Annotated in this window: 9 protein-coding genes and 2 tRNA genes; 4 read left to right on the top strand and 7 right to left on the bottom strand. The window is 70.9% G+C overall.

Annotated features, from left to right (window positions below):
* Position 1 precedes the first annotated feature (1 nt).
* Complete coding sequence (locus tag HMPREF2833_RS03285; protein WP_070636678.1) at positions 2 to 937, top strand: sugar-binding transcriptional regulator; 936 nt, start codon at positions 2 to 4, stop codon at positions 935 to 937.
* A gap of 48 nt (positions 938 to 985) precedes the next feature.
* Here HMPREF2833_RS03285 and HMPREF2833_RS03280 read toward each other — a convergent pair whose 3' ends face one another.
* Both HMPREF2833_RS03280 and HMPREF2833_RS03275 read right to left on the bottom strand, forming a co-directional pair.
* Positions 986 to 2,989 carry an FAD/NAD(P)-binding protein gene (locus HMPREF2833_RS03280; RefSeq protein ID WP_019310517.1) on the bottom strand — a complete coding sequence of 668 codons (2,004 nt, stop codon included), beginning with the start codon at positions 2,987 to 2,989 and terminating at the stop codon, positions 986 to 988.
* 87 nt (positions 2,990 to 3,076) lie between these two features.
* Positions 3,077 to 5,053 (bottom strand): S8 family serine peptidase, encoded by a 1,977-nt coding sequence (locus HMPREF2833_RS03275; protein WP_070636677.1) that lies wholly within the window; start codon positions 5,051 to 5,053, stop codon positions 3,077 to 3,079.
* 342 nt (positions 5,054 to 5,395) lie between these two features.
* Here HMPREF2833_RS03275 and HMPREF2833_RS03270 point away from each other — a divergent pair, with 342 nt between their 5' ends.
* On the top strand, positions 5,396 to 6,880 hold the full coding sequence (locus HMPREF2833_RS03270) for an MDR family MFS transporter (RefSeq protein WP_070636676.1): 1,485 nt from the start codon (positions 5,396 to 5,398) through the stop codon (positions 6,878 to 6,880).
* A 79-nt stretch (positions 6,881 to 6,959) separates the two neighbouring features.
* Here HMPREF2833_RS03270 and HMPREF2833_RS03265 read toward each other — a convergent pair.
* A tRNA-Ser gene (locus tag HMPREF2833_RS03265) sits at positions 6,960 to 7,049 on the bottom strand.
* A 77-nt stretch (positions 7,050 to 7,126) separates the two neighbouring features.
* The gene (locus HMPREF2833_RS03260; protein ID WP_070636675.1) at positions 7,127 to 8,251 is read right to left on the bottom strand and encodes a glycosyltransferase; all 1,125 of its coding nucleotides are present in this window, start codon (positions 8,249 to 8,251) and stop codon (positions 7,127 to 7,129) included.
* A 77-nt stretch (positions 8,252 to 8,328) separates the two neighbouring features.
* On the opposite strand from HMPREF2833_RS03260, the gene HMPREF2833_RS03255 reads away from it, so the two are divergent.
* On the top strand, positions 8,329 to 9,831 hold the full coding sequence (locus HMPREF2833_RS03255; RefSeq protein WP_070636674.1) for a lipopolysaccharide biosynthesis protein: 1,503 nt from the start codon (positions 8,329 to 8,331) through the stop codon (positions 9,829 to 9,831).
* A 99-nt stretch (positions 9,832 to 9,930) separates the two neighbouring features.
* Here the strand turns inward: HMPREF2833_RS03255 and HMPREF2833_RS03250 are convergent, their stop codons facing one another.
* Both HMPREF2833_RS03250 and HMPREF2833_RS03245 read right to left on the bottom strand, forming a co-directional pair.
* Positions 9,931 to 11,085: a glycosyltransferase gene (locus HMPREF2833_RS03250; protein ID WP_083310920.1), complete on the bottom strand. Its 1,155-nt coding sequence runs from the start codon at positions 11,083 to 11,085 to the stop codon at positions 9,931 to 9,933.
* A 91-nt stretch (positions 11,086 to 11,176) separates the two neighbouring features.
* Entirely contained in the window at positions 11,177 to 13,333 is a 2,157-nt protein-coding gene (locus HMPREF2833_RS03245) for a RecQ family ATP-dependent DNA helicase (RefSeq protein ID WP_070636672.1), read from the bottom strand.
* A 611-nt stretch (positions 13,334 to 13,944) separates the two neighbouring features.
* On the opposite strand from HMPREF2833_RS03245, the gene HMPREF2833_RS03240 reads away from it, so the two are divergent.
* Positions 13,945 to 14,337 (top strand): SRPBCC family protein, encoded by a 393-nt coding sequence (locus HMPREF2833_RS03240; protein WP_035885296.1) that lies wholly within the window; start codon positions 13,945 to 13,947, stop codon positions 14,335 to 14,337.
* Between the two features lie 249 nt (positions 14,338 to 14,586).
* Here the strand turns inward: HMPREF2833_RS03240 and HMPREF2833_RS03235 are convergent.
* Positions 14,587 to 14,662, bottom strand: a tRNA-Lys gene (locus HMPREF2833_RS03235).
* Between the last annotated feature and the right edge of the window lie 27 nt (positions 14,663 to 14,689).

The following is a 14,689-nucleotide window of genomic DNA, read 5'->3' as shown; positions in this document are numbered from 1 at the left end:
CGTGGAGCTGAGCTCACGGGACGCCCAGTCCCTGGACGTGGCGCGGCTGTACTACCAGCGCGGCCTGCCCCAGGCGGACATCGCCCGGAAGCTGTCGATCTCCCGGCCCACGGTTTCCAAGCTGCTGCAGCACGCCAAGGACCGGGGGTTCGTGAGCATCGAGATCCGCGATCCCCGCGCCGTGTCCTCGGACGTGGGCCGGCAGCTGTGCGAGCGCTTCGGCCTCGCGCAGGCGCGCGTGGTGGCCGCGGCGGACACGGACGAGGAGCTGCTGCACGAGCTCGGCGGCATGGGTGCCCAGGTGCTCGAGGAGAACGTGGCCGACGGCGATCTCGTGGGCATCACGTGGGGCCGGACCATGCGGGCGGTGGCCCAGGCACTGACGCCCCAGCCGCGCAGCGGGGTGCACATGGTCCAGCTCAAGGGCGGCAGCAGCCTGGCCTCACCGCTCGTGGGCCACCACGAGACGATCCGGCTGCTGTGCGCCGCGTTTTCCGCCTACCCCCACACCCTGCCGCTGCCCATGCTCTTCGACAGCCACGAGGTCAGGCAGGTGGTGGAGCAGGACCGGAGCATCAAGTACGTCCTGGACCTGGGCCGCAGCGCACGCACCGCGATCTTCACCGTGGGATCGGTGCCGGAGGACTCTCCCCTGCTCATGAGGGACGTCCTGTCACCCTCCGAACGCGCCGGGGTCACGCGCGACGCCGTGGGCGACCTGTGCTCACACTTCATCGACGAGCACGGCCGGGTGGCCGTCCCCGAGCTGGACGAACGCACCGTGTCCATCCCCCTGGAGGCGCTGCGCCGCAAGGAGATCCGGATCTGCGTGGCCGGAGGGGCCGCCAAGGTGCCCGTGCTGCGCGCAGTCCTGCAGGCGGGTTTCGTCTCCCACCTGGTCACGGACGAGCGGACCGCCCGCGCCGTCCTCGGCTGAGCACACCGCCCCACGACGACGACGCCGCCCGCGCCCCGGGCGCCCCGCTCACGGTTCGCGCCGCGCCCCCGCGAAGACGTCCTGCGCGATCTGGTCCGCGTCCGCGATCGTGCGGGAGCCAAGGTGAGCCGGAGCCTCGGCCTCCGCGGCGATGGACACGCCCCACTGCACCGAGGACAGCTGCAGGCCGATTACGTAGATCCCCTCCTCCGCCTGGTCTCCGGCGCCCACGGCGCGGTAGACGAAGGACCGGGACGCGGCGTCGTCGTCCCGGGTGCCGCGGGCGCGCTCGATGCTCACGTCCAGACCCGAGCTGGACTCGGGGCTCGCGCCGTCCTGGGTCTCCATGAGGCGGGCGCGCACCAGCCCGCGCTCGTGCATGTGGGTGAGCAGCGGCGAGATGTTGCGGTGGACGTCGTTGGTGGGGGACATCGCCTCGATGAGCCACCGCGAGCGCACCGGTGCGTCCTCGACCCACGGAGAGGCCGCCACGAAGCACCCCTCGGTGCGGTCCACCACGAAACGGGGCTCGGGGCCGAGGAAGCGGACCACGCCCGCCCGGGTGAGCGCCGCGAGCTGCTGGATCCGCAGCACGGGCGGGCCCGAGGCGAGGCCTTCCACGAGGGGCTCGAACTGGCGGCGCAGCTCGTGGACCCACGAGGAGTCCGAGATCCCGATCTCCGCGAGGACGCACTTGAGCACCGTGCGCGCGGCGTTGAGGGACGCGATCGCCATCTTCACGGGGTCGTCCTCGCCGCGCAACGAGCCGTGGACATCGCGGTCCAGGTAGTGCACGACCGCCGCAGCGTACTCGTCGTGGCTCGCGAAGCTAACGTCCTCGAACGGACGGGCCAGCCGTGCCTGCTGCAGCTGCCGGCCGGGGACCACGGCGTCGGAGATCAGGGCGTCACTGTGGTGCGACCAGCCGGGGTCGGTGGTGTCCAGGAGGATCTCGTCCAGCTCCCGCAGGAACTGCTGCGGATCGGACTGGAAGGCCTCGGGCGCGGTGCGGGCCAGGACCGTGTAGTAGTTCCAGATCACGTCCTTGCGGATCAGCGGCCACAGCTGCCGTTCGAAGGACAGGGCACGCTGCGAGTCCTCCGCCAGCTCCTGCACGGCGTCCAGGGTGAAGAACCGGGTCTGGAGGGACTGCGCGTAGTAGCCCTGCAGCACGGGCTTCGCGCGGTAGGGGGTGCCCCGCCGGGACCCGGCCACGATCTTCGGCTCGCGCCCCGAGGGCTGGTAGACCAACCGTTCGGGGTTGTTCGGGTCGGTGTCGAACGAGCCACCACGGCCCTCGGTGAGCCGCGCCAGCGCGTCGCAGAAGTTCAGACCCATGCCGCGCACGAGGACCGTCTCACCGCTCGGCAGCTCGGACCAGAAGGCGTCCGCGGGGACGGTGGGCGGCCAGTACGTGAGGCCGTGCTCGGCGGCCCCGTCCACCAGGTCCTTCTGCGCCGGGCGCAGGTGCGCGTCCAGGTGGCCCAGGGCGAGCACCACCGCGTCCGCTGGGAGCACGAGCCCGCCCGACAGCTCCACCGCGTAGCGGTGCCGGCCCTCGGAACGGACCCACGCGTCCACGGCCTCTCCGCGGTGCACCTGCAGGCGCACCGTGTCCGGGAGGTTCTCCTGCAGCGTGGCGAACACCCACTCGAGGTAGCGCCCGTAGACGGCGCGCGGCGGGTAGCCCTGGGGGGTGAGCTCCGCGAGCGCCGCGCTCTGCTCCGGCGAGAGCGGCGTCACGGGCGTGATCTCCCCGGTGACGACGCCGCGGCGCCACCGCTCGAAGCTCATCCCCCGCAGCGGTTCCGGCGAGGGCACCTCCAGGGCCCCGGGTGCCGCGATGACAGTGGGGAACAGGGAGGGTGTGTTCATGAGGAACACGTCCGACTGGTCCGTGCGCCACACGTGCCCCGGGCCAGGAGGGAAGGGATCCACCAGGTCGATGTGGACGCGGTCCCCCGTGTGCGCCGAGCGGGCCACGAGCCGCTCCACGACCGACAGACCACGGGGACCGGCCCCCACCACCACCACGCGCTGCTGAATACCCATGCCGTCCAGGATATCGACGGGCAGGGCGGGGCAGGTTCATCCCGGAGTCAGGCGCCCGAGCCGCACCCCGGGCCGTTCTGCGGGCGGTCAGCGGACGGCGGTGCGGACCACCTTCCCCGTGCTCCGTGTCCAGGTGTACTGCGTGGTCTCACCGGTCTTCACGTTGCGGAAGCGCTGGTACGCACCCGTTGAGGTCTTCACCTCGGGTGAGGTGGGGTAGCCGGCACCGGCCTCGTAGCCGTCGCGGGACCACCGCTGCCCGATGGCTGACGTCTCCACCACGGGCTGCGCGCCGGTGGCCTTGCTCCACATCATCTTGGTGGCACGCCGGGTCTGCGGGTCCACGAAGCTCTGGTAGGCCCCGCCCGTGGCGGTGGGCTGCTCGTCCTTGTGCGGCAGCCCGAGTGCTGCGTGTCCGCCCAGCTTCACGTAGCGCGCACCAATCCCCGTCCAGGTGTCCACCCTGTGCGCTCCTGTGCCGGGAGACCAGTAGATCCGCGTGGTGCGGCCGTTCTTCACGAAACTTTGGACCACCCCGCCCGTTCCCGTGCTCTGCTCCCCCGTGGTGGGTGCACCCATGGCAGCAGCGCCGCCGTGGGCGTTGTAATAGGTGGCAATGGCGCCGCGCACCGTGGGCTTGGCCTTGGGCACGGCTCGCGCCGCCGCATAGCCGTTCACCTTCCGGTAGCCGTTCACGGGGGTGCCGGTGCTGCGAAGAGTGCTCCGGATGGCCTCGACGCCCAGATCCGGGTTCCGCTCCTTCATGATCGCGATCACCCCGGCCACGTGCGGGGCCGCCATGGAGGTTCCACTGAGGTCTCCGTAGCTCGGCTTGCCGATCGAGTAGGTGCCCGTGTTGACCGTGGACCAGATGGGGGCGCCCGCGTCTCCCCCCGGAGCCACGACGTCGAGCATCGGCCCCCAGTTGGAGTATCCGGTGAGCTGGTTGTGGGAATTCGTGGCCCCCACCACGATGGCGCCCCCGCAGTTGGCGGGCGCGGCCAGGTTCGCGCTCTTGGCCGCGTTGCCGGCCGCCACCACGAGCGGCACGTTGATCTTGTGCATCCGGTTGATCGCGTTCTGCATCACCGCGGGACAGCTACCGGAGTCCCACGCCTCCGACAGGTTGACCACCTTGGCCGGGTTCGTGTTCCGGGGCACTCCCGGGATGGGAATGCCCGCAGACCACATCACGCCGTCCGCGATGTCCGATACGTACCCGCGGCCGTCCGCCCCGAGAACGCGGGCATGCTGGACCTTCGCGTCGGGGGCCACACCGGCGATGCCCATCCTGTTGTTCGTCTGCGCGGCGGCGATGCCCGCCACGTGCGAACCGTGCCACCAGGACGGCCGCCCCGGGCTCCAGTCCCCCTGGTCCTGCGGGTTCGCGTCACGCCCGTTGCCGTCCCGCGAGTGGTAGGTGTCGGAGAGGAAGTCGTAGCCGGGCACCGTCTTGGCGTTGAGGTCCGGGTGGTTGATCTGGCCAGTGTCCGCAATGCCGATCACCACGCCCTGACCGGTGCCCTGCCACCACGCGTTCGGCACGCCGATGTTGCGCGGGCCCCACTGGTAGTTCCAGTTCGTGTCGTTCGGGGTGGCGGGAGGTGTCGCGGCGAGCGCCCCCACCACGATCTGGTCGGGCTCCGCGGACTCCACGGCAGGGTTGGCCTCGATAGCGGCCACCATGTCCTTCTGCTCCGCAGGGGAGAGCATGGTGTCCGTCTCCACGACATCCTCACCGCTGCCCGTGGCCCGGACCGTCTCCGCCCGCGGGACGTCAGCGGTCTGCGAGGCTTGAGCGAGCGCGGCACTGCGGTGCTCCCGGGGCACGCCCTCCTTGTACTCCACCACGAACCGGTCCGTCTCGGGGAGCACACGGCCCTGCCCTGCCGACCCCCGGCCCAGGGTGGCCACTCCCCCGGTCACCGCCGGCTGCGCCTGCGCGGCCTGCTCTCCCGACGACGCCGCTCCATCCGGGGGCGCCGCAGCCGCCGGTACTGCCGCGGCGATCACTGCCAGCGACACTCCCGCCGCGATCCAACCCCGCACTCGTGCACTGCCCATGCCCGTTCCTCCTGCTCCGGCCCGGGTCCGGTACGCCGCGGACCCGAGCGGGCGGGAGTGGACCTGGTGCTGTTTTGGAGTGTATCCATGTGCATCGATATGCGGGAGCAAACACGGTGCCGTCCGAATTGTGACGGGGGGGCGGGCGGCACGCCGCCCACCAGACCGCGCACGACGCCCCGCTCGTGACCCCCGGACGGTGCGCAGCGCCCGGCGGCTCGCGTTCTCCCGTGAACGTGTGACAGCCTTGCCGCTGCGCGGACACGCCGCTATGCTTGCGCGGCCCCCGCCGGTCTCCCCTGCGGACGGGCACCACCTCCCCAGACCGTTCGGAGCTCCCCCATGTCCTCTGCCGCACAGGCCGAAGAACGACCGCAGTCAGCCGCCGGAGCCACCGCGACCATCGCGGTGCTGCTCGTGGCCGCGTTCGTGGTGATCCTCAACGAGACCGTTCTCAACGTGGCGCTGCCGCACATCATGGAGGACATGTCCGTGAGCGCCGCCACGGTCCAGTGGGTCACCACGTCCTTCATGCTCACCATGGCGGTGGTCATCCCCACCACCGGGTTCCTGCTGCAACGCTTCAGCACCCGCGCCGTGTTCGCCCTGGCCATGGGCAGCTTCGCCCTGGGCACCCTGCTGGCGGCGGTGACCCCCAGCTTCGGGGTGCTGATCCTCGCCCGCGTGGTCCAGGCCTTCGGCTCCGCCATCATGCTGCCCCTGCTGATGACCACCATCCTGATGCTCGTGCCCCGTCAGCGCCGCGGTGTGGTCATGGGCAACGTGTCGATCGTGATCTCCGTGGCTCCGGCCCTCGGGCCCACGCTCTCGGGCCTGATCCTGGCCCACTTCCCGTGGCGCACCATCTTCTGGTTCGTGCTCCCCATCGCCCTGCTGGCCCTGGCGATCGGGCTGCTGCGGCTCAAGGACGTGAGCGAGCGCGGCACCCTTCGCCTGGACCTGCCGTCGGTGGTGCTGTCCGTGCTGGGTTTCGGCTCCCTGGTGCAGGGGCTCTCCGCCGTGGGCGCGGCCGGTTCCGAGACCGGGTCCGACCCGAGCTGGTTCTCGTCCGCCGCGGGCGGCGCCACCGTACTTGCGCTGGGCGTGGTGCTGGTGGGTCTGTTCGTGTGGCGCCAGACGCGCCTGCAGCGGCGCAACGAGCCGTTCCTGGACATGAGGACCTTTCGCTACCGGGAGTTCACTGTCTCGGTGGCTGTCCTCGCCCTCGGCATGATGACGCTGTTCGGCGGGGTCATCGTGCTGCCCCTCTACCTCCAGACCGGCCGTGGCCTGGACACCCTGGAGACCGGGCTGATCCTGCTCCCCGGCGGCCTCGTGATGGGTCTGCTGGGCCCCGTGGTCGGCAGGCTCTTCGACGCGTGGGGACCCCGCCCTCTGACCGTTCCGGGTGCCGCTCTGCTGACCCTCGTGATGTTCGGGTTCTCCCGCCTGGAGGCGGACACCCCCGTGTGGTGGATCGTGACGCTGCAGATCGCGATGTCCGTGGGGCTGGCACTGATCTTCACCCCGGCTTTCACCTCCGGACTGAACCCGCTGCCGCCGCACCTGTACTCCCACGGTTCGGCGATGCTCTCCACGCTGCAGCAGGTGGCCGGCGGTGCCGGCACCGCACTGCTCGTGGGCGTGCTGCAGGCCGGCACGGTGGTCTCTCAGCGCCCGGACGGCACCACGGTCACGGACTCCATCCCGGGCGTGCACGCCGCGTTCGTCACGGCCACGGTGATCGGCGCCCTCGTCCTGGTGCTCACGTTCTTCATGCGCCGCGGCGAGCCCAGGGAGCTCTCCCGCACGGGCGACGTCGCCTGAGCGCACCGCCCGGCCCGGGTATGCGAAAGGCCCCTGCTCCCCCGGGTGTTCCCGGAGAGGCAGGGGCCTTCTCGTAATGCGGAGACGGGGGGATTTGAACCCCCGGCCCGGGGTTAATCCGAGCCCTTCATTAGCAGTGAAGTCCATTCGGCCGCTCTGGCACGTCTCCACGCTGTCAACCCTGGACTGAGTCCAGGAAAACAACGGTGTCAAGACTATAGGGCCCGAGAGTGCCGGGTCAAAGCGTCAACGTCCTCGAGCCCGACGACTATTGCGGCGGCGGCCGACCGTGCCGTCCGTGACCTCCTGGTAGAGCCCGGTGAGCTGGTCCGCGACGGCATCGCGCCCGTACTCCCGGCGGATGGTGTCCGCCAGCGCCTGGGGGGGCTCGGTGCCGGGGTCCGACACGAGGTCCACAACGGCGGAGCCGAAGGCCTCAGCGCTGCGCGTGGGCACCATTCGACCGTTGGACGGGCGAATGAAGTCGCGCTGACCCCCCTGATCGCCCATCACCCCCGGCCGGCCGGCCGCGAGTGCCTCCGCGGCCGCCACGCAGAAGGTCTCTGATCTGGAGGGCAGCACGAACACCGACGACTCCGCGAAGTGCTGCCAGAGCTGCTCGGGGCTGCGGAATCCGGGGAACGACACGTGGTCGGCGACTCCCAGCTCCGCGGCCCGCTCCAGGGCCGCCGCACGACGAGGACCGTCTCCCGCCCACACCAGAGAGGCGTCGTGGCCGCGGTCCCGCAACCAGGCCACCGTCTCCACCGCGAGTTCGGCCCCCTTGTGCTCCGTGGCGGCTCCCACTGCCATCAGCGCGAAGGGCTGAGCCGCTTTGGGCGGCACCAGTTCGCTGTGCTCCACCACATTGCCGATGCGCTGGACGGTGCCGGGACGCGCGAAACGCTCCAACGTGCTGGTCATGAGGGAACTCACCCCCGTGACTGCGTCGGGGAGACGCAGCACGTGGCGCAACCAGGCCACCCGTTCCCAGACCGGATGAACGTGCTCGGGGAAGATCACGCCGTTCCAGTGCTCCGTGTGCACCCACGGCCTGGACCATGCCAGGGACGCGGCGACAAGCGCGGAGGACAGCGCCATGGTGTGCACCACGTCCGCGTGCGACGCCCAGGTCCTCAGCACCCCCAGCGTCCGGAGCACGCTCATGGGGTGGCGGGGATCCAGGCCCACCCGGGTGACGCCCACTCCGTCCCAGCTCTCCTCGCACGGGGCGCCGTGGTCGAGGAGCCGGATGTGAACCACGTGCACCTCGTGGTCGCGCGCGATGGCGGCAACGTGCCTGGGAACGAACGGCGTGCGGAACGGCGCGTCCCGATCGGGGTACCACGTGGAGACCACCAGAATTCGCATGCGCCCACTCTATCCACGCGCTCTCAGTTCCCGCCCGACCACCGGCACACGCGCACCCGTGAACTAGACTCCCCGTGATGACCACGCCCCCAGCACAGCCCAGACCCACCGGGCGGTGGCGGAAGATCCTCTTCCCTCCTCCCAACCACGAGAACAGGGACAACCCCATCGGTTCGTCCTTCGCTCTGACCGTGGTGGCGGTGTTCGTCCAGGGGCTGTCCCGGTTCGGCTACAGCCTGCTGATCGGCAACATGCTGGGCAGCGAGATCCTCGGTCAGGTCAACCTGGCGATCTCCCTGGCGCTGTTCCTCGTGCTGCTGTGGCCACAGGCCTCAGGCAACGCCGCCTCCAAGTTCATCGCCATGGCGCGCGGACAGCAGCACCGCGAGGAGCAGCTCTCCGTGGCGGTCTACACGTCCCGGACCGCCGCGCTGGCCACCGCCGTGCTGGCCGTGGTGGCGGTTGGGGTGGCCACGTGGTCTCTGCACCTGCCACCCTCCTACGCGGTCTCGGCGGGTCTGCTGGTGGTCGCACTGTCCGCCTACAACTTTGTGCGTGGAGTGCGTACCGGCAACAACCAGTTCGTCACCACTGCCGTGTGGGACTGCATCAGCTCGGGTGTCACCCTCACCCTGCTGCTGCTGGTCCTGCTCGGAGGGTTCACTCCCCTGCTGCTGCTCCCACTGAGCCTGGGGTACCTCATCTACGCGATCCCCGGCTGGCCCCGCACCTCCGGCGGGCCTCTGCCCCGACCGCTCAAGCGGGAGATCAACACGTTCACCGTGTGGGCGGCCATCAACATCCTCACGGCCTCCGGGCTGCTGCAGCTCTCCATGATCATGGGCAAGCACTACGACACGGCCTCGGCCGTGGGTCAGTACTCCGCAGCAGTCAGCATCGCCACGCCCGCGAGCATGCTGTCCTCCTCCATGCTGGTGGCGCTCGCGCCGGCGGTGGCACGCATGTTCACGGCCGGGGACTTCCCCGGCATGCGCCGGCAGCTGGATTCGATCCTGCGGATCATGGTGCTCGTGTTCCTGCCCGTGTTCGGGGTGGGAATCCTGTGGGCGGAGCCCATCATCCACCTGCTCTACAGCGCGCGCGCCGCAGAGTTCACCCAGGCCGCTCCTCTGCTCATCGTGCTCTTCTTCGCGGTCTCCGCCACGAGTTTCAACGCCTCCAACTCGCGACTCAACGGCGGCGAAAACTGGGGCGTGCGCGCCCTCGCCGCGTGCAACGCCGTGGGCCTGCTGCTGGGCGTGGGAACCATCCTGTGGTGGGGCCCCGAACTGGGGGTGATGGCCGCGGCCCTGGGCTACCTGGTGGGCTGCCTGGTGAGCTCCCTGGGCCCTCTGGTGATCGTGTGGATCCACGACCGCATGTCCTGGACGGGACTCATGCTGCGCGTGGTGTCGGGCTACGCACTGGTTCTCCTGGGACTCTGGTTCGAGAAGGACCACGCGAGCCTGGCATCGCACGTGCTCGTCACCGTCCTGTTCCTCGCGGCCTGGTGTGCCCTCTCCTGGCGGGACCTCGCTCCGCGCGTCACGCAGCTGCGCCGCAGGACTCGTCGCTCCTGAGTCGCGCCGGGCACCCTTCAACGAGCGGAATAGCTGCAGCCCCGGTGACGGTCGGCGAGGCTCGACGCGGTTGCTCAGGTCTCCTGGCCTCAGCACCTGTCAGGGCATTCCCCGGTGTGGCTGTCGGGCGATGGGACCGCGACGTCGTCCGGCTCGGTAGCGCAGGATCTGCACGGCACTGGCCGCAGCGATACGCATCGGAGCCTGCCGGTCGAGCACCCGCCGGGGGTCCTCGGTGAGCAGGGCAGCGGGGGTTGCGAACCGCCGTCGGGCGGCCAGGGCACCCAGCAGGTCCACGCGGTCCGCTCCATGGCGCAGCAGACGCAGCACCTCGACGTCGGCGCGGGAGAGACACCCCTCCGCACCGGGAGCGAGCGCCAGCAGGTCGTTCACCGTTCGGAGGACGGTCTCAGCACGCGCTTCGTCCCACTCCTCCGACCGCACCGCAGACTCCACCGCGGGGAAGCAGTTCACGCGGAGGCACTTGAGAATGTACGACCTCCGCAGTGACGGCGCAGCCGCGAACCACGGCTGGGCTTCGAGTCGCAGGGTGGCCTCCACGCTCCGGCGCACCGGAACCACCTGGCCCGAGACCCGGTCTGCGGCATCCGCATGCATCAGCAGTCCTGGCCCGCCCGGCGCGTAGTCGATGCGCTCCGCCGTGGCGTAGAGCCCGACGACGAAGGACTGGTCCTCCCCCGTGGCGACCGACTCGTCAAACTCCAGTCCGCACTCTCGCACCACGGCGGTCCTCACCAGACCGAAGGCGGTGCTGCGGTAGCTCAGCCGATCCTTCACCGGGTCCAGACGGGAGCTGCGGAACGGGCGGAGGATGGGGGTGATGTCCACTCGATGGCCCGTGTGGTGCTGGAAGGGGATCACGAGGTCGCTGCCCCTGCGCTCGGCGATCCCGAGCCACCGGGTCACCGCGCCCGCGTCGAGGGTGTCGTCGCTGTCGAGGAAGCTGATGTAGCGTGCCCTGGTGCGGCGAAGGGCTTCGTTGCGGGGCACCGCCGCCGTGCTCCCACGGTCCTCGCACTCGATCACCGTGACCGCTGCGCGCTGCTCAGCGGACAGGACGGCCCGGACCTCGTCAGCGGACACGTGGTGCGCCACCACCGTCACGCGGCACTGCCCCGGGCGGGCTCCTCGGCTCGCACGAAGCGCGGAGGACACGGCGCGTTCGATGGGACGTGATGTGGAGTGGACGGGAATGACGATCTCCACGAGCGGATCACCTGAGTGCTGGGCCATGCCGTCAGGATAATTCAGTATCCGGAACCCGAGCTGGGGACACTCCGGGGGGGGGGGCGGCGGCCCCGGCCCGGTCGGGCACTCAAACCGCTCAGCCCTGTGCCGCGAGCACGAACGGCAGCACGGCCTCAGCACCGGCCAGCCGCAGCTGCTGCGCCGCGACCGTGAGGCTCCAGCGGCTGTCCACGAGGTCGTCCACCAGCAGGACCACGGGACGCCCCGAAGCGCTGAGCTGCTCCGTCACGTCCGGCGGAACGGTGAACCGGTCCCACACCTCGGCAAGCCGGTAGGCACTGTTGCCCCCGTGGCTGCCCCGGGGGACGTCGGGATTCAGCTCCAGCGCGCCCCAGAACGGGAGGTGGCCCGCCGACGCAATGCCCCGTGCCAGGGAGTCCACCAGCTGCGGTCGGGACTGGGACGGCATGGCCACCACGGCCGTGGGCCGCTGCTGCCAGTCCCACTGCGACAGCACCGTGAGGGCGGCCCGTCCGAGGTCCCTGGTGACCTGGGAGTCCACCGGCTGCCCGTTCGCGTCCGCGCGGAAGATCTCCCGCAGCCGGGCCCCCCAGCCGAGATCGGTGAGGCGCGCCACGGCGCGACCGCGCTCCGCGCGCTCCGTCTCCGGGATCTTGCCCTTCACACGGATGCCGAGACGCTCCATTCCCGTGGGCCACTGGGCGCGCGGCTCGAGGGGGACACCGGCGCGGTGCAGGGCGGCATCCGCCGCGGAGGAGACCTCGGGATCGACGTCGGTGGGGTACCACGGCCCCGCGCACACGTCGCACCGCCCGCACGGTTCCCCCGAGGGGTCGTCGAGCTGGCGCGTGAGGAACTGCATGCGGCACCCGTCCGTGACCTGGTAGTCCAGCATGGCCCGCTGCTCGGCCTCCCTGGCGCGGCCCACACGGTCGTACCGCGGAGCGTCGTAGTGCCACGGCCTGCCGGTGCTCTGCCATCCCCCGCCCACGCGTTCCACGGCTCCGTCCACGGCGAGCACCTTGAGCAGCAGCTCCAGCGGCGAGCGCTTGATGTTGACGCGGGGCTCCAGCGCCGCGACGGACAGCGGCCCGCCGTGCTCCGCAAGTGCGGTGAGGACGGCGGTGGCCTTCTCCTCGGTGGGCATGGACGCGGTGGCGAAGTACTCCCAGATGTCCCGGTCCTCGCGCCCGGGGAGCAGCAGGACGTCCGCGGTGTCCGTGGCGCGCCCGGCACGCCCCACCTGCTGGTAGTAGGCCACGGGGGACGACGGCGCACCGAGGTGCACCACGAAGCCCAGATCGGGCTTGTCGAAACCCATGCCGAGCGCGGAGGTGGCCACGAGGGCCTTGACCTGGTTGTCCTTCAGCGCCGCCTCGAGGTCCTCCCGCTCCGCGGCGTCGGTGCGGCCCGTGTAGGCGGCCACGCGGTGACCCGCGTCCGTGAGGGCCTGGGCGGTGTCCTCCGCCGCACCGATGGTCAGGGCGTAGATGATCCCGCTGCCCGGCAGCTCGTCCAGATGGGCCAGCAGCCAGGCCAGCCTCGCCGAGGTGGAGGGCAGGCGCAGCACCCCCAGCCGCAACGACGCGCGGGACAGCGGACCGCGCAGGGTGAACACCTCGCCCCCGTACCCGGAGCCCACCCCCAGCTGCTCCCTGACGTCCTCGATCACGCGCTCGTTCGCGGTGGCCGTGGTGGCCAGCACCGCCACGGAGTCCGGCAGCTGCGCCAGCATGTCCTTGATCCGCCGGTAGTCCGGGCGGAAGTCGTGGCCCCAGTCCGAGATGCAGTGCGCCTCGTCCACGACCAGCAGCCCCAGCCGGTCCATGAGCTGAGGCAGCTGCTCGTCCCGGAACCGCGGGTTGTTGAGCCGCTCCGGCGAGACCAGCAGGACATCCACCTCACCGCGGTCCAGGGCACTGGAGATCTCCGCCCACTCGGTGGGATTGGCGGAGGAGATCGCGGCCGCTCGGACCCCGGCACGCTGGGCGGCCGAGACCTGGTCCCGCATGAGCGCGAGCAGCGGGGAGATGATCAGCGTGGGCCCGTAGCCCTGCGTCCTCATGAGCAGCGCGGAGAGGAAGTAGACGGCGGACTTTCCCCAACCAGTCCGTTGCACCACGAGAGCCCGCCGGTGCCCCTCCACCAGCGCCGAGACGGCCTCGAACTGGCCCGGGTGGAAGTCCGCGGACGGATTGCCCGTGAGGTCTCTCAGGTGCCCCAGGGCACGGGCTCGCAGATCGGACGGGGTGGACGGCTCGGACGGAGTCATGTGCTGCAGTGTCGCAGGGGGTCCGGACACGCACAACGAGCGGCGACGGCACGACGTCGAGCAGCGGTCGCGAGGAGATGGCGGGCGCGCGGCGCACCTTAACGTGATGCGCCCGCTGCGCCCCGGCCCGTTCCCCCGAACGGGCCGGTGTGGGCGCAGCGGACGCACACGCCGGCAACCGGCGCGGATCAGATCCGCTCGAAGCCTGTGCCCCCCCCCGGCACTGGCTTCGTTCCAACGCCACACGGAGGCTCCGAACACACCACACCCCCCAGCGTGGTGGACGTTCGGATCAGCGGCGGCACAGGCGGCCCGTTTTCCCCCCGGTCATGACCGCACCGCACCATCCAGCTCCGTGTTGCGATGTCTTCATGCTGGCACGCACCCACCCGTATTTCCACCGGTTGCGAGTGCGCCCCCGAACCATCCCCATTTTGTGGACAAGCCGACCATTTCGCATGTTTGCCCAGGTCAGGCCGACCTTTCGCGAGACCGGACAGCGCACGGCGCAGCCTCGACCGCACGGGACGTAGCGCAAAGTGGGGACAGCCTCACCCCCTCGGCGCCGGTGGCGCTTCCTGTGGCACGGGGGCAGACTCGACCTCGTGAAGATGACAGTGACCCGCACCGGACCGGCACGCACCTCGGACGCGTGGGAGCACTACGAGCGCCTCGACCTGTGGACCGCGTGGGCACCGCACCTGACGAACGTGCGGGCGGACTCCGAGACGCTTCTGCCCGGCACCGAGGGCACGGTGCGGGCGCTGCGCGTGGTTCCCGTTCCGTTCCGCGTGCTCTCGGTGCAGGCCGCTCAGGGCCGCTGGTCGTGGCGGGTGCGCCTGGGACCGCTCGAGCTGACGCTGGCGCACTGGGTCTCCCCGTCCTCGAGCGGCGGCACCCGCGCGGGAGTCACGGTCCACGGACCGGCCGCGGTGCTCGTGGCCTACCGCCCCCTCATGGGCTGGGCGCTTTCGAGACTCGTCAGGGTGGGCACCGGGCGCTGACCGCGGAGGTCCGGCGGTCCCGGCGCCACGGACCAGGGTGAGGGCACCGGACTCCCCACACGCCGCCCCTCCCGGGCAGGAGCACCACGGCCTGGGCACTGGCCGTGAGTGGGGGCCGTGGCCAGAGCAGGGTCTGTGACCCTGGGCATGCGCACGGGCGAGGCCGCAGCTCCCGGAGAACGACGCCGCGTGCCGCGCAGCGGCCGGACATGGAACGTCCCGCGCCGGTTGGGACCGGCGCGGGACGGGTGGTGCGCCCTGTGGGGCTCGAACCCACGACCCATGGATTAAAAGTCCACTGCTCTACCAACTGAGCTAAAGGCGCGTGCTCGCCGCCGGGTCACCCCGCGCA

The organism is Kocuria sp. HMSC066H03 (assembly GCF_001812045.1).
Taxonomy (GTDB): Bacteria; Actinomycetota; Actinomycetes; order Actinomycetales; family Micrococcaceae; genus Kocuria; species Kocuria rhizophila.
The sequence above is the reverse complement of the archived record's forward strand: the minus strand, read 5'-3'. Positions and strand labels throughout refer to the sequence as shown.